Below are 20,587 nucleotides of genomic sequence, written 5' to 3' on the forward strand. Positions count from 1 at the left end.
ATCGACCCATCTTCGAAAGCATGGCACATAGCCACAATTCTCCTTTAAAATCGCCGGGTGCGTAGGGAGACGCTGCATTGTCCGTTTGGCCTACCCGCCCCCAAATTTTAGGTGATGGTGCTGGAGATTGTCCGATGGCTTTCGATGCTTCACCCTCCTGGAGTGGATTCAACTACCAGGGCAAGGTCGCTCTTCACCACGCGCTGACGCTAATCAATGCTCAGCCGGTTGGTTACGACTTTTCGACCACAGATTTAATGCTTGAAGCCAATGAGGATTTTGAAATCATCATCAATGGCGCATCGGTCTCATTTCATCAAGTTAAAGCCTACAACTCCAGCACATTTGAAGAATATTCGGATGCTTTATTTGGTCTCACCATAGAACTTTACAAAAGAAATGATGTGAATGGGTACATCCATACTTGGAAAAAAATTAATGACAGGCCGAAGTGCAAAGGCCTGCTCGCATCTATTAAGAACGACTTTTCCACGGTACTGAAAGAATATCGAGATGCAAACCCTAAAACAGGTAAAAGCATTCTGGAGACAGCTGCTGCCGGGGGAAACAACCTCAAAAAGAAGGCGTCAATCCTAAAAGCATCGCTTCCAGGCCTAAATGCCAAAGCGCTCGCTCTCATCATTGACAACATCGTTACCCAAAAAAACGATGCTCTAGCGCGGCTAGCCAGTTACGTTTATGAAGACGGAAAAGCATTCTGCGACCTTGGTGACATTAACACCAAAATAAAGCAGCAGCTTTCGATAGCGCTAGCTAAACGCCATATCCCGATCACCGATGACCAACTCGAAAAAAATCTCAATTACTTTTTAGGGATCATTGATAGCTATATCATTGAACGGCACAAGACCAAGACAGCCGCAACTGCAAGCCCTATTAAGTTCGAAGAAATCATCGCCGCCCTCAGCTTTGATCATGAGGATGTCAGCAGGCACTACATTGCTTGTCGCTTCAAAGATCGTTTCACACGACTGATGGACGAATACCTAGGGGATGAGGAAGATTACCCTCAACCCAAGTCCTCGGAACAGTGTAATTTGAAGGCAGCGCAAAAGCTGTTGCTATCACTCCCTCCCATGGAGTTATGGGAGCACTACCGGCATTTTTCGCCACAACTTCATCTCGACAGTGGCAACAATACCGACAATGCATTCAGTGCCGTCGACGACGGCATTCGCTTTTGCCTGCTGAAAATCCTTCACGGAATAAACTTTTCACGTTTATCTCAGGATGCTGAGCGCTACCGGTTTTCATACAAATGCACCACTATTCCACCGCAAGGTTATCTACCAACCACCATCATGCCCGTGGCCAGGATCAGCTATACGATTCGACAACTAAGCTCGAACCCATGCCTTGGAGAGCTTCTCTACGAGGTTCGTAATTTGATCTATTGCGGTACAGAAGTTCATCCATTTGCTCCAGATGACGACAAAAGCACCAGTGCGCCTCGATCAACAGAAGACGACCCGCGAGCCAAACGTGACGACATCTTGCCATTAATCACCCTCCTTCCCTTAGAAAATGCAAAAGGCGCGCTTGCAAAATGATAACAATCCTCAACAACATCATGGCAAGCAACGGGTTCAAATTGGTGGATGTCGACCTGGCGAACGAGTCATTCAACTCCAGCTTGTATAAAGCAGAGAGCAAGCTCCGAGAAGAGTATTTTTTAACAATTGATCTAAATGATAATAGCAACGAGGCGTTGAAACGATTTATTGATCAAGCCGCGCAAGAGATATTTGAAGACATTCAAAGCTCGGGCAAGGTCGAATTATACTTTGAAAAAAACTGCACCATGCTCATCTGCCTAGATTCTTCAGGCTTGGATCAGGACTTAGTGTTAGCCCTCGAAGAGGACCCCTACAACTTCAAAAAGAATGTCATCAAGTACTCTGCGACTGAATTGGCGGCGCTTAACGCCTACCTGACCAGCCACTCCATAACCGCGATCACGAACGACACGATTAACGACATTCTAAACGCAAACAGCGGCAAAGATTTCCTAGAATTCAAGCATCAGAACAGATCTCACAACCGACTTTATGACCTCATTATCAGGGTGATGCTCAAGCTCTCTTTCCTTTCCTACCACCCGCAAGAACAAAAACTCGAAAATTTGACAGGGCAGATCGACGCCGCCGTACCGGCCGCATTGACCGAAACGTTTGAGCGAATTTTGTCAGCCGACTGGAAGGACGAGGCGGTTATTGCGAACGTAGAGTCGATCTGGGGAAATAAAGCATGATCACACTGACCAAGGTGACGCTTAAAAACTTTAAAGTCTACGGGGGCGAACCTTTTACGGTAAACTTCGAAGATAATCGCCTCGCCCTGCTGGACGGCCCGAATGGATATGGAAAAACAACGGTATTCGATGCCATTGAACTCGCCATCACCGGTACCATTCGCAGGCTGATTGTGCTCGAAAGCCGGCAAAACCCCTCGGACATTGTGGTAGCCCACAACGGGCAGAACGATGTCGAAATTATTGTAGAGTTCCGCGATGAGAACGGAAACAAACGAACTTTCCGGCGGAGGCTCAAGCCCAACATATCCAACTCAGCAAGACGCATCGGGAATTTCTCAGATCTGTGGGAATTTCATGAAGTCGTAGGCACCCAAGCGATCCCGCTCCATAACGACACATTCGACCAGCTTTTCAATAGCAAAGATTTTGCTCGCGACTTCCTACTCTTTCATTATATCGAGCAGGAAGATACATCTCGATTCCTTAAATCAAACAATGAGGCCCAGCGCGCGGAGAAGTTGGCCAACCTGTTTGGCGACACCTTCGAATCGGAACAAAAACTTCTAAAGCTCACGGATGTCAAGAAAAGGCTGTTTACGGCACGCAGAGACAACAAGACCAAGATAGAGAATATACGCAGCCTGCACAACCTTGAAGCCATCAACGATCTGTCGGCAGGTGAAACCGAGCAACATGCCTATGTACTGCCATGGCTGACCGGAGAGAAGATGCCGTTCTGGGATCGTCCTTCTATTGCCCAGCTGAATGAAGATCGCATGAATAAAGCGATTGCGGAACTGGAAAAAATTCGTGCCCTGTTTACTTATCGAGAATTTTTTCTGCGCTCCAGATGGTATCAGCGGGCAGCCCAAGAGCGGGAACTCATTGAGTTATATATCGGCTATGCAAATACCTACCATCATTACCAGCAGATTGAAGCCGACTACAGCACTTACCAATTCGTAAAACGGTCGAGCGACATACTCAACAACGGCGATTTGAAAATCCTACATCAAAATCTGGAAACTGCAAAATTATTCCAAATTCTCAACGTCGACTTTCCTGACGCCTTCATCAACGATGTCGCCTCTTTGGTCGGGCTCACAGAAAAGTCCAAGGGACTGACGTCGATTTATACAGAGCTAATGAAGCATCATAAGGCCTTGCATGACAGCATGCAGGCGAACCCTACGGATACCCTGTGCGCTCTCTGCGGCCATGACTATTCGACCCATGAAGCATTGAACAAAGCGGTCACTGATCACGGCCACCTTTTACGCACTCAGTTGGGCGATCAAGACCGGGTATTGGTCACAGCGCGAGAATCATTTGAAAACAATCAACTCAAGCCCGTACTCAAGGCTTGCGACGAGTTTCTCAAATTGCGAGAGCTACCATCGCAACAGGAATTGTCGAGAATAGCAAAAGCAGCGGCTAATAAGGATAGACTGGAACGCCTACGCAGTTGGCTTGCGAGCGAAAATATTGCCGACCACGATCTCATTTCGCCTATTTTCCCTGTAACGGGTAGTCAGGCCTTTATATCAGAAAAGGCTGACCTGCTATCTGAGCGTATCCGATCGCGCATTGGCCCATCACCAGACGGCTACACAGAGTCGTTTGGCAACGATATCTATGAGCGGATTTACCTAGATTACTTCGAACGAGAAGGTGAAAAACTCCGCGGCTTTGACCTAGCCGTGCTTGAGCGCAAAGAGCGATTTATCAAGTCTCAATACTTTAGCTCGCTGACTCAAGTAGTAGCTCAACTCCTAAAGTTTGAGAAACAAGGAGCACTGCTTGATATCGCGCTATTGGACACCGGCAGGCTTATTGATGTCGTCAACACCCAACTAGGTCAGTACCGGAAAAAACTGATTACCGACATCGAAATCCCGTTCTACATATACTCAGGTAAGATACTCCAAAGCCATCAAGCTGGCCAAGGGCAAGGGGTGTTCATCAAGGATCCCCTCGGTAATGACGTACTGAAGAACGTGCGGCTCGTCTCTGACTGGACGACAGACCACGATATCATGAACACCATGAGTTCTGGTCAAATCTCGGCGGTAGTCATTGCCCTTACGCTAGCTCTAAACCGAGTCTATGCGAAAAAATTCTCAACCATCCTCATTGACGACCCCGTCCAGACAATGGATGACATCAACATGTCGTCGCTCGTCGAACTCTTACGCAATGACTTCAGCGACAGACAAATCATCATGTCCACGCACGAGGACAAGGTTGCGCGGTATTTCACTTACAAATACATCAAGCACAGCGGAAAAGTTAAAATCATCAACCTCATGCAACGTAAGGAATACGAGCCGGCGAACAACTATGTCTATCGTGCAGCCGCGAGCTCTAAACCTTCAACAGCGGTATAAGTGCTAGGAGTCTGCACGGCAGAACTTGCAGACTCCTGATGGGTGTTGAAACGGCCCATGCGAAGATTAGGTATAACCACGAGCTATCGTCCTTACCGACCCGACCAACTCGTCCTGTTGCCCGCCGCGCCACAGTGTTCAGCTCGCGCAAGATCGAGCGACGTGAAACGCGTCTGGCCACCCTCTCGCGGCCAAAGAGCGCTTGGAGCAGCGTCAGCGCGCAGCCGATCTGAAGAAGGGACGTAGTGACGACGATCGCCGTCCACGCGGGCCGGACGGCAAGCCTCAAAGAGGACGCTGCAAACGTGAGTTTGGCATCCCCGGAAACAAGGCGCAGGAGAACTTCAGCAACCCGGACAGCCGCATCGTGAAGCTTGCCAGCGATGGCTTTGACGCAGGCTATAACGAACAAACGCGCAAAAAAAAACCTGCATCGCTGCAGGCTTTTTCTTCTGTCTGGCTCCACAACCTGGACTCGAACCAGGGACCCAGTGATTAACAGTCACTTGCTCTACCAACTGAGCTATTGCGGAATGGCGCCTATGTTACTGATATAAAAAGAGAAGTCAAGCCCTGCCCGATCAGCCGTCGGCGCCGCTGGCCAGTACCCGTCCCTCACACCGGCCAGCGGCGATGCTGATCATCAATAATATAGGCGTGCTCGTGGATCTTGCCGCCGACGCCATGCAGGTGCGGGTGATCCGCCGGCAGGTCGTCATGGCTATGCCTGAGCGATGCCTGTTCGTGGGCCGGTCGCCAGATCGCCAGGCTGACCATGACCGCCACGGCGGCGAGCACGCCCAGTACCGCGAACGAGGCAACCAGGCCGACCTGCGCGCCCAACCAGCCGGCGAGCGGATAGGTGATCAGCCAGCAGGCATGGGACAGCGCAAACTGCGCCGCGAACAACGCCGGACGGTCCTCGGCATGGGAAGAGCGGCGCAACAGCCGACCACCGGGGGTCTGCGCCAGCGAATAGCCCACCCCAAGCAGGAACCAGAGCGGCAACAGCGCACTGTAGGTGCTCAGCATTGTCCCGGCACCCAGGCCGAGCACCAGCAACCCGGCCCCCAGCAGCATCACCGTGCGATCCGCCACGCGGCTCAACAGCCGCGGCAACACCAGCGCGGCGAGCATCGATCCCGCGCCAAAGGCCGCCAGGGCGAAGGCGGTAAAGCGCTGCGGCAGGGAAAAATGCGCCTGCACCAGCACCACGGTATTGACGATCACCATGGCACTGGCGGCGGCCACGGCCAGGTTGAGGGCCAGCAGCCCGCGCAGGCGCGGTGTCGCCAGGAACAGGCGCACGCCACGGGTGGTGCGTTCATAGATACTGCGCCGCGCGCCGTTCCTGGCCTTGGGCAGCACCACCGAGCCGACCAGCATGGCCGAGGCGAAGAACCCCAGCGCGGTGCCGCCGAACAGGCCGTGGAAACTGATCACGCCCAGCAGCGCGGCGGCGAGCATCGGACTGACCAGGCTTTCCAGGTCGTACGCCAGCCGCGCCAGCGACAGCGCACGGGTGTACTGCTCCTCGTCGGGGAGAATATCGGGAATGGTGGCCTGGAAAGTCGGGGTAAAGGCGGCCGAGGCCGATTGCAGCACGAAGATCAGTACATAGATCTGCCAGATCTCGCTGACAAAAGGCAAAGTCAGCGCCACCAGGGCCCGGACCAGATCCAGCGCCACCAGCATCGTCCGTCGCGGCAGGCGCTCGGCGAACGCCGCAGCCACGGGAGCGACGCCGATATAGGCGCTCATCTTGATCGCCAGGGCGGTGCCCAGCACGGCCCCGGCCTGCGCGCCGGCCAGGTCGAAAGCCAGCAAGCCGAGGGCAACCGTTGCCAGGCCCGTCCCCACCAGCGCGATGATCTGGGCCAGGAACAGATGCCGATAGGTGGTGTTTTTCAGAATATCCAACATGACGATGCTCCGACGTGCGAGGGCCCATCATATCCTGTGACCAGGAAAGAACGCTCTCTCGCCCCCCACAGGGGCCGGGCTGTCGCCGGCTCCTTGAGCAGATCGGCCAGACGAGAGGCCGTCATATAAGCTTCATATTGCGCAGATAGCATTGTGCCTTCATCTTGCCCGGCGACCCCAGCATGCGCGCGGAAAACTTCCCCTTTATGCGTCCACAGCGGCCCAGAGATCATCGCTGCGCAGGTGATTTATGCATTGAAGTCCCGGCGATCGACTCCAGCAGCACCAATGCCCTGGTGATGGAAACCTTCACCTCGCGCAAGGAAATCGCCTGCCTGGCGGTGCTGGAAGACGAGCGCCCGATCGGCCTGATCAACCGCAATATCTTCCTGTCGATGATGAGCAAGCCGTTTCATCGCGAGCTGTACGACAAGAAAAGCTGCATTGCCTTCATGGACAAGGAGCCGTTGATCGTCGATGCCGGAATGAGCATTGAAGAATTGACCTTCAAGACCGTGGAGTTTGGCGAAAAGACCCTGGCGGACGGTTTTATCATCACCCGCGACGGCCAATTCGCCGGATTGGGCAACGGCCTGCAACTGATGGAAGTGGTCGCGGCCATGCAGGCCGAGAAAAATCGCCAGATCATGCAGAGCATCGAGTACGCGAGCGTTATCCAGCGCGCCATGCTGCGCGCCTCGCGGGACACCCTGAAGTCGACCCTCGACGATGCCGTGCTGTTGTGGGAACCGCGGGATGTCGTCGGTGGCGACTTCTATCATTTCTGCGCCTACCCCGATGGCTGGTTCGGGGCGATCGCCGACTGTACCGGTCATGGTGTTCCCGGTGCCTTCATGACCTTGATCGCTTCCTCCTCGCTGACCCAGGCGCTGGTCCAGCTCGGCCCCCGTGATCCCGGAGCACTGTTATCGGCGGTGAACAAAAGCGTCAAGGAGCTGCTGGGACAGGTCCAGGGCGTCGATGAAACCCCCGAGTCCGACGATGGCCTGGATGCCGCCTTTTTCTGGTTCGATAGCGCGAGCCGGACCTTGAGCTTTGCCGGCGCGCGCATGTCGCTCTACCTCTTGCCGCCTGATGCCCAACAGCTGGAAACCCTGGCGGGCCAGCGCGTGGGCGTCGGCTACGTGGACAGCGACATCGACTACCAATGGCCGGTGAGCCGAGTGACGGTGGCGCCGGCCAGCCTGGTGTTCATTGCCACCGACGGCTTGACCGACCAGATCGGCGGCCCGCGCAACATTGCCTTCGGCAAGAGCAAGGCCTTCGACACGATACTGGAACACCGCAATCAGCCAGCGACCGTCATCTGCGAAGCCCTGCAACGCACGCTGGCCAATTGGCAGGGAGAGCAAGCCCGGCGTGACGACCTCACCCTCTTCTGCGCGCGTCTTGGAAACGATCATGATTAACTCAAATGCTGCTCACTCCGACTGCCACTTCTTCGACCTGGCCCAACAGCGCAACGTGATTTTCTATCACATGGGTTATTTCTCCCACACCATCATCACCGCGATGGCCGAGGTGGTCAGGCTGCAACTGGAAATCTCGGGTGTGAATGGGCCGACGCGACGCAAGTTGTTTTCATCCTTCGTCGAACTGTCGCAGAACATCATTCACTACTCATCCGACTCGTTGCCCACCGACCCTTGCGAAGATTCGTCGTTGCGCCAGGGCGCGGTGTGCATCAGCGCAGAGGGTGATCGCCACCTGATGCTCTGTGCCAACCCGATCGCCACCAGCGACGTCGACCGTCTGCGGGAAAAACTCGAACCCCTGCGCAACATGTCGCTCGAGGAGATCAAGCAGGCCTACAAAGTGACCTTGCGCGCGGAAACCCCCGAGGGCAGCAAGGGCGCGGGCCTGGGTTTCCTGACGATGGCGCGCGATGCCTGTGCGCCGCTGGAGTTCGATTTCTACCCGAGAGCGGACGACCCGGGAACCACGCTGTTCTGCCTTAAAGCCACTATCTAAGTAGAGGGACGCAATCGCCATGGATAATTTCTACGTTGAAGCAACCGCCACATCACCGGAAGTCGACTTTCGTTTCGATCAGAATCTGCTGACGATAAAAGGCGAGTCCTACCCGGAAAATGCCGCCGCCTTCTATACCCCCGTCCTCCAGCAACTGCGCAGCTACCTCGCCACCCGCGAGGACACCACCATCACCACCCATATCGCGCTGGCCTATTTCAACAGCTCCAGCACCAAGATGCTGTTCAGCATTTTCGATGCGCTGGACAAGGCCGCTCAATCGGGTAACGAGATGCAGGTGAACTGGTACCACGATGAAGAAGACGAAACGATTTTCGAGTTCGGTGAAGAGCTGAAGGCCGACTTTACCGCCATCACTTTCAACGACCACGCAACGACTCTGCAATGAGTCCCCGAGAAGGATGATGAGCATGACTGCTTCAGTCACTTCCGCCGGCGCACAGGATGACGCGGTACCCGACCTGTTCAGAAGCGAAACTGACGCCCTTGAACACGCCCGTTCGATTCTGGCCCTGACTGAAGCTGACGCCCCGGTGTACCAGCAGGCACTCGGCGACCTGACCGTGCACTTCGAACGGCTCATGCGCGAGACGCGCCGCCTGATACGGCGCAGCGACCGTGCCGAGCGCGAAATGAATACGCTCAACGCCCAGTTGCAAACCCTGGCCCGCCAACTCGAATACCGCGCCACCCACGATGCGCTGACCGACGTGCTGAACCGTGGCGCGATCATTGACCTGACCGTGCAAGCCTTGCAGAAGACCGGTGCGGTGATGGTGGTGCTGGACATCGACCACTTCAAGCAGATCAACGACGAGTTCGGCCATCCCGCGGGCGACGCGGTGATTCAAGGCATCGTCGGCTGCTTGCGCCGGGCGGTGGGCAATGCGGGATTCATTGGCCGCGTGGGCGGCGAGGAATTTACCGTGCTGATTCCCGCCGGCACGCTCGAGGAAGGCCTCAGCCTGGCCGAAACCCTGCGTGACAGCATTGCCTCGCATGTCTTCGGGCAGCCGGTCAACCGGCGGATCACCGCGAGTTTCGGGGTCAGCGCCAGCCCCATGGGCACCGGTTTCGACAGCGCCTATGGCTTGGCGGATGCCGCCTTGTATCAGGCCAAGCGCGCGGGCAGGAATCGCGTGGAGGCGGCGCGGACAGGCGCCGAGGCCTGACCGCCCCTCCTTTTCCCACCCCCTGATCAGAAGATCGAGATAGGGTAATCGGCGATCAGACGCAGTTCGTTGTTGTCGCCTTCAGGCTGGTCGGCGTTGGCACGGTGGAACGACTGGCGCAGACGCAGCGACAGATCCTTCACCGGACCGCTTTGCACGACGTACTTGGCTTCGAAGTCGGTCTCGTGGTGCCGGCCATCGGCACCGTAGTGCAGCTGGTTGTAGGCGCTGTCCGCCGCCATCCGGGTGCCGTTGATATCGTCACCGTAGATATAGCGGGTCATGAAGCTCAGGCCCGGCACCCCATAACTCAGCATGTTCAGGTCGTAGCGCGCCTGCCAGGACTTCTCGCCCGGGCCGTTGAAGTCCGAGTACTGCACGGAGTTGGCCAGCATGATCGAGTCGCCACCATCGCCCGGGCCGTTGGTGCCGAAGCCGACATAGTCGAACGGCGTGTCGCCGTGGATCTTCTGGAACGCCAGGGTCAGGGTATGCGCCGTCAGGAAGGTGTAGGCGGTGGCGAAGGAGAACGCGGTGTTGTTGATCGGTCCGGCCTTGGCCGCCCCCTCGTCATTGGTCCGGTACAGGTTGAAGTCGAAGTTCAGCGACTGCCCCGGCGAGATCCCCAGGGTGTAGTTGCCGTTGGTGTAGTACTGGCGCCAGACGTCTTCGAACTCGGAACCGTAGAGGGTGAAGTTGAGGTTGTCGTTGACCTTGTACTTGCCGCCGAGGTAGTTGACGGCGCTGGTGGTCACGTTGGCGTACGTGGCATACAGCGAATGATCGTTGCTGGTGGAGACCACCCCGGTACCACTGGTGAAGTGCCCGGCTTCCAGGTCCAGGTCCTTGATCTCGCTGCTCAGCAGGTTGAAGCCGGTGGCGGTTTGCGGAATCAGGCGGGTGCCGCCGGCGGCGAATACCGGCGCGGTCGGTTGCATATCGCCGTAGAGCAACTCGGTCTTGGAGATCCGCATCTTGACCGCGCCGCCGGCCTTGGCGTAATCGTCCTCGGGCTCGCCGCTGCGGCTCACCGGCAGGTTACCGGTACCGGCCGTGCCCGCGCCGCCATCGAGCTTGATGCCCCAGTAACCGAAGGCGTCCACGCCGAAGCCGACGGTGCCCTGGGTGAACCCGGAGCTGTAGTTGCCGAAGATGCCCTGGGTCCAGTCCTTCTTGTCCGCCGGACCGTTTTTCACGTCACGGTCGAAGTACTGGTTCTTCAGATGCAGGTTGAGGCTGCTGTCCTCGACGACCCCCTTGGCCTCGTCCTGATCCGTGACCGTGGTCGCCATGGCGGCCTGGGCCACGCCCAGCGAGACCGCCAGCGTCAGGAAGTTGAGTTTGGTCGATATCATTGTTATTCCCCTGGTTAATAATGTTTCACCCTCTTGTCAGTGCGAACGGCGGCGCACGCGCCGTCCTCCGCGCGAAGGGGTGGAAACGTAAAACGGTGAAGGGCAGGAAGTGCCCGAGGGCAAGGACAATCTTCGAAGTATCGAAGGAAGTGGCGGATGGATCATTATTGTAATTGCCGCCACCTATATATATTTTTTTGCTCGCGGCCTTGATGAACACTGAATTAACCGGCAGTGAAACTTTCTTCACCGAGTTTTAAGTTGCCGCTCATGTTTCTCCAGGCGAAAAAAAAGACCTGCATCGCTGCAGGTCTTTTTCATGACGCCAAGGCATTACCGGTCAGGTCAGATCACCTGGATGATCGCCTTCACCACGGCTTCGATATTGCGCTGGTTCAACGACGCCACGCAGATACGGCCGGTATCCAGCGCGTAGATGCCGAACTCGCTTTTCAAGCGGGCCACTTGCGGGGCGGTCAGGCCGGAGTAGGAGAACATCCCGCGCTGGCGACCGACGAAGCTGAAGTCACGCTTGGCGCCGTGCTGGGCCAGCAGGTCGACCATCTGCATGCGCATGCCGCGAATGCGCAGGCGCATTTCCGCCAGTTCCGCTTCCCACTGGGCGCGCAGCTCAGGGCTGTTCAACACCGCCGCGACAATGCTCGCACCGTGGGTCGGCGGGTTGGAGTAGTTGGTGCGGATCACGCGCTTGACCTGGGACAGGACACGGGCGGTCTCTTCCTTCGATTCGCTGACGATCGACAGCGCGCCGACACGCTCGCCATACAGCGAGAACGACTTGGAGAACGAGCTGGAGACGAAGAAGGTCAGGCCCGACTCGGCGAACAGGCGCACGGCGGCGGCGTCTTCATCGATGCCATCGCCAAAGCCCTGGTAAGCCATGTCGAGGAACGGCACCAGGTCCTTGGACTTGACCACGTTCAGCACGTCTTGCCAGTCGGCCGGAGTCAGGTCGACACCGGTCGGGTTGTGGCAGCAGGCGTGCAGCACGACGATGGACTTGGCCGGCAGCGCGTTGAGGTCTTCCAGCAGACCGGCACGGTTCACGCCGTTGCTCGCGGCATCGTAGTAACGATAGTTCTGCACCGGGAAACCGGCGGTTTCGAACAGCGCACGGTGGTTTTCCCAGCTCGGGTCGCTGATGGCCACGGTGGCGCTCGGCAGCAGTTGCTTGAGGAAGTCGGCACCGATTTTCAGCGCGCCGGTACCGCCGACCGCCTGGGTGGTGAGGACACGACCGGAAGCGATCAGCGGCGAATCCTGACCGAACAACAGGGTCTGCACGGCCTTGTCGTAGGCGGCAATCCCGTCGATCGGCAAGTAGCCACGGGAAGCATGCTGAGCCGCGCGCTGGGTCTCGGCTTCGATAACGGCCCGCAACAGTGGAATTTTCCCACTTTCGTCACAGTAAACACCAACACCCAGATTGACCTTGTCGGTACGGGTATCGGCATTGAATGCTTCGTTGAGGCCCAGGATAGGATCGCGTGGTGCCATTTCGACAGCGGAGAACAGGCTCATTATTGCGGCGGCTCTGAATGGAGGATGGAGGGGGTGACAACGCTCCAGCCGATTGCACTAGAGCGGTGCACAAACGGGGAGCTAGTATAGAGGCCATCACCGGTCAGGGCGACCGACTATTGTCGGAATGTGACAAGTTTTTTGATTTATTTGCGGCACGCCCGTCCAATTGCAACAAGGTGTCTAGGTTAGGATTGCCTTGAAAGCTGTCGTACCAAGCACCATATCCAGCATTATCATGGTTTTTCCCTACGACATCGGTCGTAAGAGACCCTTTCTCGTTTTTGCCGTGACTGTCAGGCGGGAACGAACCCAGAGGTAGGTTATGTCCGAATTCCAGCTCGTCACCCGCTTCCAGCCCGCCGGCGACCAGCCCGAAGCCATTCGTCAGATGGTCGAGGGCATCGAAGCCGGCCTGGCTCACCAGACCCTGCTCGGGGTGACCGGCTCGGGCAAGACCTTCAGCATCGCCAACGTCATCGCCCAGGTGCAACGGCCCACCTTGGTGCTGGCGCCGAACAAGACCCTGGCCGCGCAGTTGTACGGCGAGTTCAAGGCGTTTTTTCCGAACAACGCCGTGGAGTATTTCGTTTCCTACTACGACTACTACCAGCCGGAAGCCTACGTGCCCTCCTCCGATACCTTTATCGAGAAGGATGCGTCGATCAACGACCATATCGAACAGATGCGCCTGTCGGCGACCAAGGCGCTGCTGGAGCGCAAGGACGCCATCATCGTCACCACGGTGTCCTGCATCTATGGCCTGGGCAGCCCGGAAACCTACCTGAAGATGGTCCTGCACGTGGACCGCGGCGACAAGCTCGACCAGCGCGCGCTGCTGCGCCGCCTGGCCGACCTGCAATACACCCGCAACGACATGGACTTCGCCCGGGCGACCTTCCGGGTGCGCGGCGACGTGATCGACGTCTACCCGGCCGAATCCGACCTGGAAGCGATCCGTATCGAGCTGTTCGACGACGAAGTGGAAAGCCTGTCGGCCTTCGACCCGCTGACCGGCGAGGTGATCCGCAAGCTGCCGCGCTTTACCTTCTATCCGAAAAGCCACTACGTGACGCCGCGGGAAACCCTGCTCGACGCCATCGACGGGATCAAGGAAGAGCTCAAGGAGCGCCTGGACTACCTGCGCGACAACAACAAGCTGGTGGAAGCCCAGCGCCTGGAGCAGCGCACCCGCTTCGACCTGGAAATGATCCTCGAGCTGGGCTACTGCAACGGCATCGAAAACTACTCGCGCTACCTCTCGGGCCGCGCCTCCGGCGAAGCACCGCCGACCCTTTACGACTACCTGCCGGCGGATGCGCTGCTGGTGATCGACGAATCCCACGTCAGCGTTCCGCAAGTCGGCGCCATGTACAAGGGCGACCGCTCGCGCAAGGAAACCCTGGTGGAATACGGTTTCCGCCTGCCCTCGGCGCTGGACAACCGGCCGATGCGCTTCGACGAGTGGGAAGCGGTCAGCCCGCAGACCATTTTCGTCTCCGCCACCCCCGGCAACTACGAAGCCGAACACGCCGGCCGGGTCGTCGAGCAGGTGGTTCGCCCCACCGGCCTGGTGGACCCGCAGGTAGAGGTCCGCCCGGCGCTGACCCAGGTCGACGACCTGCTCTCGGAAATCAACAAGCGGGTGGCGCTGGAAGAACGCGTGCTGGTCACCACCCTGACCAAGCGCATGGCCGAGGACCTCACCGACTACCTCGCCGACCACGGCGTGCGGGTACGTTACCTGCACTCGGACATCGACACCGTGGAGCGGGTGGAAATCATCCGCGACCTGCGCCTGGGCACCTTCGATGTGCTGGTGGGGATCAACCTGCTACGCGAGGGCCTGGACATGCCCGAGGTGTCGCTGGTAGCCATCCTCGATGCGGACAAGGAAGGCTTCCTGCGTTCCGAGCGCTCGCTGATCCAGACCATTGGCCGGGCCGCGCGCAACCTCAACGGCCGGGCGATTCTCTACGCGGACCGCATCACCGGCTCCATGGAACGGGCGATCGGCGAGACCGAGCGCCGGCGCGACAAGCAGATCGCCTTCAACCTGGCCAATGGCATCACGCCCAAGGGCGTGTTCAAGGATGTCGCCGACATCATGGAAGGCGCCACCGTGCCCGGCTCGCGCAGCAAGAAGCGCAAGGGCATGGCCAAGGCCGCCGAGGAAAGCGCCCGCTACGAAAACGAACTGCGCTCGCCGAGCGAGATCGCCAAGCGTATTCGCCAGTTGGAAGAAAAGATGTACCAGTTGGCCCGCGACCTGGAATTCGAAGCGGCGGCGCAGATGCGCGACGAGGTCGCCAAGCTGCGCGAGCGCTTGCTGACCGTCTGAAGCTCACCCGACAAGGACCCACCCATGCATATCCTCAACGCCAAGCTGCGTCATCGCGAAGGCCTGTACGACCTGCACCTGGAACACGCACGGATCGCGAGCATCACCCCGCAGACCGGCCCGTTGACGGTCGGCCCGAGCGACCTCGACGCCCAGGGCAACCTGGTCGTCCCGCCTTTCGTCGAACCGCATATCCACCTCGACGCCACCCTCACCGCCGGCGAACCGCGCTGGAACATGAGCGGGACCCTGTTCGAAGGCATCGAATGCTGGGGTGAGCGCAAGGCCACCATCACCCACGACGACACCAAGACCCGTGCCAAAAAGACCATCCGCAGCCTCGCCGCCCATGGCATCCAGCATGTGCGAACCCATGTCGACGTCACCGATCCGCAACTGACCGCACTCAAGGCCATGCTCGAAGTGCGCGAGGAAACCCGGCACCTGATTGACCTGCAGATCGTGGCGTTTCCCCAGGAAGGCATCGAGTCCTATCGCAATGGCCGGGAGCTGATGGTCGAGGCGATCAACCTGGGCGCGGACGTGGTGGGCGGCATCCCGCATTTCGAATACACCCGGGACCAGGGTGTGTCCTCGGTGAAGTTCCTGATGGACCTGGCGGAAAAAACCGGCTGCCTGGTGGACGTGCATTGCGACGAAACCGACGACCCGCACTCGCGCTTCCTCGAAGTGCTGGCCGAAGAAGCCCGCAGCCGCGACATGGGCTCGCGGGTGAGCGCCAGCCACACCACGGCCATGGGCTCCTACGACAACGCCTACTGCGCCAAGCTGTTCCGTCTGCTGAAGGCCTCGGGGATCAGCTTCGTGTCCTGCCCCACCGAGAGCATTCACCTGCAGGGACGCTTCGACAACTTTCCGAAACGCCGTGGCGTGACCCGGGTCGGCGAGTTGCTGGACGCCGGGATGAATGTCTGTTTCGGCCAGGACTCGATCGTCGACCCCTGGTACCCACTGGGCAACGGCAACATCCTGCGGGTGCTGGAGGCCGGGCTGCATATCTGCCATATGCTCGGTTATCGCAACCTGCAAAGCGCCCTCGACATGGTCACCGACAACAGCGCCAAGGCCCTGTCCCTGGGCGACCGCTACGGCCTGGAAGTCGGACGCCCGGCCAACCTGCTGATCCTCTCGGCGGACAGCGACTACGAGATGATCCGCAGCCAGGGCCTGCCGCTGTATTCGATCCGCAACGGCCAGGTCCTGGTGCAACGCGAACCGGCGCAGCTGCACTGGCAGGACCGCCCATGAAATTCGACAAGGCCTATTGCGTCAGCCTCGACGAGAAACTGACGATCTATGACGTGCGCGACCTGAACTTCGATGAAACGCTGGAGTTCGATTCAGGCCGGGAAAGCTTCCAGTGCCCGAACGATGCCTGCCGCGCGGCCTTCGACAGCAGCAACCGGCTCACCACCTACAACGCCAGCAACCCGCGCTTCAAACGGACCCCGCACTTCAAGAACATGCCCAGTACCCGGCACCTGGCAGACTGCCCGTACCTGAGCCCGGAAACCGCAGCGAATGGGCTCGATCCGGATCAGCCGCTGGAGGATATCGAAGGCGAGCAGAACTTCCCCGTCGAACTGCTACTGACCCGCCGGACCTACACACGCAAGACGCCGACCGCCAGCTCCGGCCACCAACCACCGTCGAGCGCCGAGCCGGCACCAGCCCCCTTCGACGCCCCTGCCGCCCATGAAGCCAAGGCCACGCCGAACCGCACCAGCGTATTCGCCCATCCGGTGGAGTGCTTCGTCTCCAACCACGCCAACAAGGACCTGCTCAAACGCATGCCCTTGACCATTGGCGACCTGACCCTGAACTACAACGCCTTCTTCAAGAAGGTCGAATACTGCCAGGACCGCCAGGGCCTGATCTACTGGGGCAAGATCAAGGAAATCAAGGACTACAGAACCAGCTTCAGCGTGGTGTTCGACAAACCGGTGTGGGCCGACAAGAAGCGCTATTCGATCAATGTCTACCTGAGCAAGAACCTCATCGAGAATTACCGCCAGCGCACGGTGTTCCTGGAAGAGATCAAGCGCGTCATCGACCAGGCTGAAGACCTGTATTGCTTCTTCTACGGCGTCACGCCGCAATTGAAGCAAGTGCCGAGCAAGAAGGACCCGGAACAGACCTTCAGCGTGTTCAGTTGTGAAATCGACAACCTGGATCACTTCCTGATCCGTGAAGCGCCAGGACTCGATGCCCCTTGAGTCGGCTCAGTCGACCGCGCTGGAACGCGCGGTCGAGGCGCCGGCCCACTGGTAGGTTTTATGCGCGGCACAACGGGTATCGCTGGCCACCGAGCGGTCGAACACGAACTCGAACGTCACCGCCCCCTGATAATCCGTGCGCACGATCCGGTTGACGTCGAGCAGATGCCAACTGCCGTCCTGGCGCATGGCGTCCGGCGAGCGGTATGGGTCACTGGCCCGAACCACGCCCTGTTTATTCAAGGTGTCCAGGTGAAAGTTCACATTGGCCTTGTTGCCGCCGCTCTGGCCGCCGCTGCGAACAATCCGGTACCTCACCGTACTGACATCGAAGTAAGCCGTACTGCCGGCGGAGGCGAACACCACCCTGGCCTCGAGCTCACCGCGGAAGGGGCCGACCGAGCATGAAAAATAATCGGTGCGACTGCCTTCCAGCAGTTCCGCCGGACTGGATTCGACCGCATCGGTCGCACCGGAGGACGCCGTGATCCTTTCCCTGGCGACCGGCTCGGGCAGCAGTTGAGCGCAAGCGGAGCCGGCGCTGAAAACCAGCCCGGCACACACCAGCGTGCTGAATAAACCTTTAGGTACTCTCATCGTAAATTCCATTTAAACGAGTCGGAAATTCGCACCTGTTTTCACGGGCCGAGCGAGACAGGCACTCGCCAGCCTTGAACCTCGCCGATCCATCAAGCCAAAACCGCCAGGGCCGGACAAGGGCAAAACGGACCTCTCGAGGGGGCGTTTTTTCTGCTCGTGATGTCGGCAGCGAGCACCGCCCCTCAGGATTGACGCCGGGCCGCGCCAAACAGATGGACGCTCTGCAATTCATCCTCCAGCGCCACCAGACGGATCGGCGCCGTACCGCCCGGCATGCTGACCCGGACCTCGCCCGCCTCGACCCAGCCGACCCGCCAGGCGGCGCAGGCCACTGCGCTGGCACTGGTGCCGGAGGATGCCGTGGGGCCTTCACCCCGCTCGAATACCCGGGCTTGCAAATGCCCCGGTGCCACCAGGGTTGCCCATTGCAGATTCACCCCCGCCGCACAGGGCTCGCCGGCACCGGTCGGTGGAGCAAATGCGAGGCGCGTGAGACCAGGCTCCAGCGAGGACTCGCCCATCTGTGCATTGCTCGGCAGCAACGCAGGATCCTCGACCAGCGTCACGCAATGCGGATTACCGATGCGCACGAACTGGCTGCGCTGCCAGGCGGCGTTCAGGCTCGACAAGCCCGCGACATGGTTCAAGGGACGGCCGTTGAACTCAGCCTCGCCGACACCCTGGGCCGCCACCGCCGCCGGACCGAACGCCGGCTTCCCCAGATCCAGCCAGAACCCCTGTTGATCCTCGACCCGCGCCGGCTCGACCGAGGTGGAGACCGGCGTGAGACCGCCCGGCTGATCGTGATGGACCCGCAGCAGACAGCCGCCCTGCGCCGGCATCAAGCCTTGCTCGGTCAACGCCTGGGCGAAAATCGTCAAGCCGTTGCCGCTGCGCTCGGCCAGGGTGCCATCGGTATTGACGATCAGCAGATCGAACGGCGCTTGCGTCTGGAACGGCCCGACCAACAAGCCATCCGAACGATGGTGTTTGCCCCCTCGCGCAGGGGCCTGCCCGCCCCAGCCACAGAGTGCCTCCACCGCTTCAAGCGTCCAGGACTGGCGCTGCAGCGCCGCCTGCTCGGCGTGCGCAGGCACATCCAGGCCCAGTCCGCGTACTTCCGCGGGGCTGGCCACGGCATAGATATTCCCACGTGCGTCGTAAAACGTCGGCATACACCCTCTCTGCAAGCGTCCTCTCAAGCCTGCCATTGTAGGAGCGAGCTCGCTCGCGATGGTAGTCAGGACACCGCGGGGTATCAGGTGTCCCGCGTTATCGTTGACGTCTATCGCGAGCAAGCTTGCTCCTACAAGGGAGCGTGTTCGACCTTTTCCTGAAGGTTTATTCGCCAGATCGAACAGGCCTCACCGCACCAGGCACGGGCGCTTGTTGTTGAACGACCAGCCGGGAATCAGGAACTGCATCGCCACGGCGTCGTCGCGGGCGCCGAGGCCCATATTTTTGTAGCACTCATGGGCCTTGGCCACTGCATCCATATCCAGCTCGATCCCCAACCCCGGCTTTTGCGGGACCTGGATAAAACCGTCGACAATCTGCAACGGATCCTTGGTCAGCCCCTGGCCGTCCTGCCAGATCCAATGCGTGTCGATGGCGGTGATCTCACCCGGCGCAGCGGCGGCCACATGGGTGAACATCGCCAGGGAAATATCGAAGTGGTTGTTGGAATGCGAACCCCAGGTCAGGCCCCATTCATGGCACATCTGCGCCACCCGCACCGAGCCTTGCATCGTCCAGAAATGCGGGTCGGCCAGGGGTATGTCGACAGCGTGCAATTGAATCGCATGACCCATTTCCCGCCAGTCGGTGGCGATCATGTTGGTCGCCGTCGGCAGGCCCGTGGCCCGGCGGAACTCGGCCATGACTTCACGCCCCGAGTAACCGTTCTCGGCACCGCAAGGATCCTCGGCGTAGGCCAACACGGCATGCTTGTCACGGCACAGGGCAATCGCCTCCTTGAGCGACCAGGCACCGTTGGGATCAAGGGTGATCCGCGCCTGGGGGAAGCGTTCGGCCAAGGCGGTCACCGCCTCCATCTCCTGCGCTCCGCCGAGCACCCCGCCCTTGAGCTTGAAGTCATTGAAGCCGTAACGCGCCTGGGCGGCTTCGGCCAGCCTGACAATGGCCTCGGGGGTCATGGCCTCCTCATGGCGCAGGCGGAACCAGGCGTCATCTGCCTCGGCTTCGTGGCGGTAGGCCAGGTCGGTCTTGCCACGATCACCGATGTAGAAGAGATAACCGAGCACCTTCACCGCATCGCGCTGCTGTCCTTCACCCAGCAAGGCCGCCACGGGCACACCGAGGAACTGGCCGAGCAGGTCCAGCAGCGCGGCTTCCAGTGCGGTTACCGCATGAATGGTGATACGCAGGTCGAACGTCTGCTGGCCGCGACCGCCGGCATCGCGCTCGGCGAAGGTGCGGCGCACCTGGTTGAGCAGCTTCTGGTAGTTGCCGATGGACTGCCCCAGCAACAGCGAACGGGCATCTTCCAGGGTGGCGCGGATACGCTCGCCGCCGGGGACTTCACCGACGCCGGTGTGACCGCTGCTGTCGGTGATGATCACGATGTTGCGGGTGAAAAACGGGCCATGGGCACCGCTCAGGTTCAGCAGCATGCTGTCGTGGCCAGCTACCGGGATAACCTGCAAGCCGGTGATGACGGGGGCCTGGCCGGCCATGTTCAAGGTGTTTGTCGTCATGATTCGTACCTGTGTTCAACCGCAG

At 59.0% G+C, this 20,587-nt stretch carries 16 protein-coding genes, 1 tRNA gene and 1 pseudogene; 11 read left to right on the forward strand and 7 right to left on the reverse strand.

The window, feature by feature from the left end:
* The first annotated feature begins 134 nt into the window (after positions 1-134).
* The 4 genes and pseudogenes from UCMB321_RS00635 to UCMB321_RS31300 all read left to right on the forward strand — a co-directional run.
* Positions 135-1,571 carry an ABC-three component system protein gene (locus UCMB321_RS00635; RefSeq protein ID WP_040063038.1) on the forward strand — a complete coding sequence of 479 codons (1,437 nt, stop codon included), beginning with the start codon at positions 135-137 and terminating at the stop codon, positions 1,569-1,571.
* Positions 1,568-2,272: an ABC-three component system middle component 1 gene (locus tag UCMB321_RS00640; protein WP_040063040.1), complete on the forward strand. Its 705-nt coding sequence runs from the start codon at positions 1,568-1,570 to the stop codon at positions 2,270-2,272. Before UCMB321_RS00635 ends, UCMB321_RS00640 begins: the two co-directional genes overlap by 4 nt.
* Complete coding sequence (locus tag UCMB321_RS00645) at positions 2,269-4,662, forward strand: AAA family ATPase (protein WP_040063042.1); 2,394 nt, start codon at positions 2,269-2,271, stop codon at positions 4,660-4,662. Before UCMB321_RS00640 ends, UCMB321_RS00645 begins: the two co-directional genes overlap by 4 nt.
* A 149-nt stretch (positions 4,663-4,811) precedes the next feature.
* A pseudogene (locus UCMB321_RS31300) lies at positions 4,812-5,101 on the forward strand (IS5/IS1182 family transposase); the annotation flags it as partial.
* An 18-nt stretch (positions 5,102-5,119) separates the two neighbouring features.
* Here UCMB321_RS31300 and UCMB321_RS00650 read toward each other — a convergent pair.
* Both UCMB321_RS00650 and UCMB321_RS00655 read right to left on the reverse strand, forming a co-directional pair.
* Positions 5,120-5,195: transfer RNA gene (locus UCMB321_RS00650), tRNA-Asn, on the reverse strand.
* Positions 5,196-5,277: 82 nt separating this feature from the next.
* Positions 5,278-6,585 (reverse strand): MFS transporter, encoded by a 1,308-nt coding sequence (locus UCMB321_RS00655; RefSeq protein ID WP_040063046.1) that lies wholly within the window; start codon positions 6,583-6,585, stop codon positions 5,278-5,280.
* Between the two features lie 206 nt (positions 6,586-6,791).
* Between UCMB321_RS00655 and UCMB321_RS00660 the strand changes: the two genes are divergently transcribed.
* From UCMB321_RS00660 to UCMB321_RS00675, 4 genes are read left to right on the forward strand one after another with little or no spacing between them, the layout of a single operon-like run.
* Positions 6,792-8,015, forward strand: coding sequence for a SpoIIE family protein phosphatase (locus UCMB321_RS00660; RefSeq protein ID WP_040063534.1), 1,224 nt, complete (start codon positions 6,792-6,794; stop codon positions 8,013-8,015).
* Positions 8,008-8,577 carry a SiaB family protein kinase gene (locus UCMB321_RS00665; RefSeq protein ID WP_052451034.1) on the forward strand — a complete coding sequence of 190 codons (570 nt, stop codon included), beginning with the start codon at positions 8,008-8,010 and terminating at the stop codon, positions 8,575-8,577. Before UCMB321_RS00660 ends, UCMB321_RS00665 begins: the two co-directional genes overlap by 8 nt.
* 19 nt (positions 8,578-8,596) lie before the next feature.
* Positions 8,597-8,986, forward strand: coding sequence for a DUF1987 domain-containing protein (locus UCMB321_RS00670; protein ID WP_040063049.1), 390 nt, complete (start codon positions 8,597-8,599; stop codon positions 8,984-8,986).
* Between the two features lie 22 nt (positions 8,987-9,008).
* On the forward strand, positions 9,009-9,770 hold the full coding sequence (locus UCMB321_RS00675; RefSeq protein WP_040063052.1) for a GGDEF domain-containing protein: 762 nt from the start codon (positions 9,009-9,011) through the stop codon (positions 9,768-9,770).
* 26 nt (positions 9,771-9,796) lie between these two features.
* On the opposite strand, the gene UCMB321_RS00680 is transcribed toward UCMB321_RS00675, so the two are convergent.
* Both UCMB321_RS00680 and UCMB321_RS00685 read right to left on the reverse strand, forming a co-directional pair.
* Positions 9,797-11,125: an OprD family porin gene (locus UCMB321_RS00680; RefSeq protein WP_040063053.1), complete on the reverse strand. Its 1,329-nt coding sequence runs from the start codon at positions 11,123-11,125 to the stop codon at positions 9,797-9,799.
* A 345-nt stretch (positions 11,126-11,470) separates the two neighbouring features.
* Positions 11,471-12,667, reverse strand: a complete 1,197-nt coding sequence (locus UCMB321_RS00685) for an amino acid aminotransferase (protein ID WP_040063054.1) — start codon at positions 12,665-12,667, stop codon at positions 11,471-11,473.
* 325 nt (positions 12,668-12,992) lie between these two features.
* Here UCMB321_RS00685 and uvrB point away from each other — a divergent pair, with 325 nt between their 5' ends.
* The 3 genes from uvrB to UCMB321_RS00700 are packed head-to-tail and all read left to right on the forward strand — an operon-like array spanning position 12,993 to position 17,245.
* Positions 12,993-15,008 (forward strand): excinuclease ABC subunit UvrB, encoded by a 2,016-nt coding sequence (gene uvrB / locus UCMB321_RS00690; RefSeq protein ID WP_040063055.1) that lies wholly within the window; start codon positions 12,993-12,995, stop codon positions 15,006-15,008.
* 24 nt (positions 15,009-15,032) lie between these two features.
* Entirely contained in the window at positions 15,033-16,277 is a 1,245-nt protein-coding gene (gene codA / locus UCMB321_RS00695; RefSeq protein WP_040063057.1) for a cytosine deaminase, read from the forward strand.
* Positions 16,274-17,245, forward strand: coding sequence for a hypothetical protein (locus UCMB321_RS00700; protein ID WP_040063059.1), 972 nt, complete (start codon positions 16,274-16,276; stop codon positions 17,243-17,245). Before codA ends, UCMB321_RS00700 begins: the two co-directional genes overlap by 4 nt.
* A 6-nt stretch (positions 17,246-17,251) precedes the next feature.
* Here UCMB321_RS00700 and UCMB321_RS00705 read toward each other — a convergent pair whose 3' ends face one another.
* The 3 genes from UCMB321_RS00705 to gudD form a co-directional block, all read right to left on the reverse strand.
* Positions 17,252-17,842 (reverse strand): hypothetical protein, encoded by a 591-nt coding sequence (locus UCMB321_RS00705; protein ID WP_040063062.1) that lies wholly within the window; start codon positions 17,840-17,842, stop codon positions 17,252-17,254.
* Between the two features lie 185 nt (positions 17,843-18,027).
* Complete coding sequence (locus tag UCMB321_RS00710; RefSeq protein WP_040063066.1) at positions 18,028-19,020, reverse strand: diaminopimelate epimerase; 993 nt, start codon at positions 19,018-19,020, stop codon at positions 18,028-18,030.
* A gap of 189 nt (positions 19,021-19,209) precedes the next feature.
* On the reverse strand, positions 19,210-20,562 hold the full coding sequence (gudD, locus tag UCMB321_RS00715) for a glucarate dehydratase (protein ID WP_040063068.1): 1,353 nt from the start codon (positions 20,560-20,562) through the stop codon (positions 19,210-19,212).
* Positions 20,563-20,587 lie beyond the last annotated feature (25 nt).

Source organism: Pseudomonas batumici, from assembly GCF_000820515.1.
GTDB classification, from domain to species: Bacteria; Pseudomonadota; Gammaproteobacteria; order Pseudomonadales; family Pseudomonadaceae; genus Aquipseudomonas; species Aquipseudomonas batumici.

Bases quoted from the DNA above. Each gene is read 5' to 3' on its own strand.
- UCMB321_RS00660 (WP_040063534.1), top strand. From the start codon at position 6,792: ATGCGTCCACAGCGGCCCAGAGATCATCGCTGCGCAGGTGATTTATGC.
- UCMB321_RS00680 (WP_040063053.1), bottom strand. From the start codon at position 11,125: ATGATATCGACCAAACTCAACTTCCTGACGCTGGCGGTCTCGCTGGGC.
- gudD (WP_040063068.1), bottom strand. From the start codon at position 20,562: ATGACGACAAACACCTTGAACATGGCCGGCCAGGCCCCCGTCATCACC.
- UCMB321_RS00670 (WP_040063049.1), top strand. From the start codon at position 8,597: ATGGATAATTTCTACGTTGAAGCAACCGCCACATCACCGGAAGTCGAC.
- UCMB321_RS00700 (WP_040063059.1), top strand. From the start codon at position 16,274: ATGAAATTCGACAAGGCCTATTGCGTCAGCCTCGACGAGAAACTGACG.
- UCMB321_RS00710 (WP_040063066.1), bottom strand. From the start codon at position 19,020: ATGCCGACGTTTTACGACGCACGTGGGAATATCTATGCCGTGGCCAGC.
- UCMB321_RS00705 (WP_040063062.1), bottom strand. From the start codon at position 17,842: ATGAGAGTACCTAAAGGTTTATTCAGCACGCTGGTGTGTGCCGGGCTG.
- UCMB321_RS00675 (WP_040063052.1), top strand. From the start codon at position 9,009: ATGACTGCTTCAGTCACTTCCGCCGGCGCACAGGATGACGCGGTACCC.
- UCMB321_RS00655 (WP_040063046.1), bottom strand. From the start codon at position 6,585: ATGTTGGATATTCTGAAAAACACCACCTATCGGCATCTGTTCCTGGCC.
- UCMB321_RS00685 (WP_040063054.1), bottom strand. From the start codon at position 12,667: ATGAGCCTGTTCTCCGCTGTCGAAATGGCACCACGCGATCCTATCCTG.
- UCMB321_RS00640 (WP_040063040.1), top strand. From the start codon at position 1,568: ATGATAACAATCCTCAACAACATCATGGCAAGCAACGGGTTCAAATTG.
- UCMB321_RS00635 (WP_040063038.1), top strand. From the start codon at position 135: ATGGCTTTCGATGCTTCACCCTCCTGGAGTGGATTCAACTACCAGGGC.
- codA (WP_040063057.1), top strand. From the start codon at position 15,033: ATGCATATCCTCAACGCCAAGCTGCGTCATCGCGAAGGCCTGTACGAC.
- UCMB321_RS00665 (WP_052451034.1), top strand. From the start codon at position 8,008: ATGATTAACTCAAATGCTGCTCACTCCGACTGCCACTTCTTCGACCTG.
- uvrB (WP_040063055.1), top strand. From the start codon at position 12,993: ATGTCCGAATTCCAGCTCGTCACCCGCTTCCAGCCCGCCGGCGACCAG.
- UCMB321_RS00645 (WP_040063042.1), top strand. From the start codon at position 2,269: ATGATCACACTGACCAAGGTGACGCTTAAAAACTTTAAAGTCTACGGG.